Genomic DNA, 1,563 nt, shown 5'->3' on the forward strand with positions numbered 1-1,563 from the left:
TCTCCGCCAATTTTCCCGCGATTTTCGAGCATAACGCATTTATTTTGCTGTTATTCACTTCCGGCATCCTGCTGGCATGGTGGGAATTGGCTTGTATTGGTGCACATATTGGGTGACAAATTGGTGCTCGTCAATACTTGATTCGGGCTCCGACAAAGGCATGATCGCAGCATGAAAAAACCCGTCCCCATCTTGCGCGGAGAGCATTATTACCTGCGACGCAGGGTTCCCTCCCGCTACGCTTCGGTCGATACTCGGGGCTTCGTTCAGCATTGCCTGTTCACCGACAGCTTCGAGACCGCGCAGCGGAAAGCCACCGAGATGTGGGCGCAGATGATCGAGGCATGGGAGGCCAAGCTTGACGGCCAGAACGCCGAGGGCGATTCCCGAATGGCGGCCGCGCGCCGTCTGGCGCACCGCCGGGGGTATCGATATCTCGACGCGCCCGAAGTCGCGCGCCTGCCGATCGAGGAAATCCTGCAACGCATCGAATCCGCGCTGGACAAGCGCGGCCGGCTCGACATGAAGGAGGCCGAGGCGGCGCTTGGTCTTGTGCCGGCCCCGACGATGACCGTGCAGCAGGCCTTCGATGAATTCTACAAGGTGGCCGGTGATCGCCTGGTCGGGAAAAGCGCCGATCAGCTGCGCCGGCACCGGGCGCCGAGGCTGAAGGCGACCCGGAATTTCATCGCAGCTGTCGGCAACAAGCAACTGGCAGACGTGACGACAGACGATATGTTCACGTTCCGCGCGGCATGGCTGGAGCGCGTCGCCGCCGGCAAGGTCAAGGCGGAATCGGCCAACAAGGATTTCATCTATCTCGGATCCATGTGGCGCGCCGTGGCCCAGGCCAAGGGTATCCCGCTGCGGTTCGAGACTGATGGGCTGGCGCTGTCGGCCAGCAAGGGGAAGAAGGCGACGCGGCCTCCGTTCAGCGACGACTGGATCCGGGACAAGCTGCTGGCCCCCGGCGCACTGGACGGGCTCAATACCGAGGCGCGGACGATCCTGCTGGCCATGGTGAACACCGGCGTGCGGCCGTCAGAGATCGCAGGGTTGTTGCCCGGGGAAATCCGCCTCGACGGCAAGGTGCCGCATATCCTGATCCAGCCGAACGCGCTGCGCCACCTGAAGAACCGCCACAGCGAGCGATATGTTCCCCTGACGGGGATCAGCCTCGAGGCCATCCGGGCGCTGCCCGGCGGCTTTCCCACCTATGCGCAAAAGAGCGCGACGCTGAGCGCCACGGTGAACAAGTTCCTGACCGAGAACGGGCTGCTCGAAACCGATGATCATTCGATGTACTCGCTGCGCCATGCGTTCGAGGATCGGATGCTGACGGCCGGGATCGATGAGCGGATCAGAAGGGACATACTCGGGCACGGCTTGAAGCGGGAAAGGTATGGGAAGGGAGGGGATATGGAATATGTCCACTCTCTCCTGGCTGCAATTGCGCTCTGATGATAGTCCGCGCTAATTGACGGCCTGGCGCGACACCGCGATCCTGTGCGGCATGTGCGGACGATTCGCGGACCCAGATTTGCGCAGCGCCGGGCTGGACAC

Annotated in this window: 1 protein-coding gene; it reads left to right on the forward strand. The window is 62.3% G+C overall.

What is annotated here, in order from left to right; genetic code table 11:
- Positions 1 to 171 precede the first annotated feature (171 nt).
- Positions 172 to 1,461 (forward strand): tyrosine-type recombinase/integrase, encoded by a 1,290-nt coding sequence (locus tag IT41_RS19180; RefSeq protein WP_036744387.1) that lies wholly within the window; start codon positions 172 to 174, stop codon positions 1,459 to 1,461.
- Positions 1,462 to 1,563: the final 102 nt, after the last annotated feature.

The organism is Paracoccus halophilus (assembly GCF_000763905.1).
Lineage (GTDB): Bacteria > Pseudomonadota > Alphaproteobacteria > Rhodobacterales > Rhodobacteraceae > Paracoccus > Paracoccus halophilus.

Bases quoted from the DNA above. Each gene is read 5' to 3' on its own strand.
- IT41_RS19180 (WP_036744387.1), top strand. From the start codon at position 172: ATGAAAAAACCCGTCCCCATCTTGCGCGGAGAGCATTATTACCTGCGA.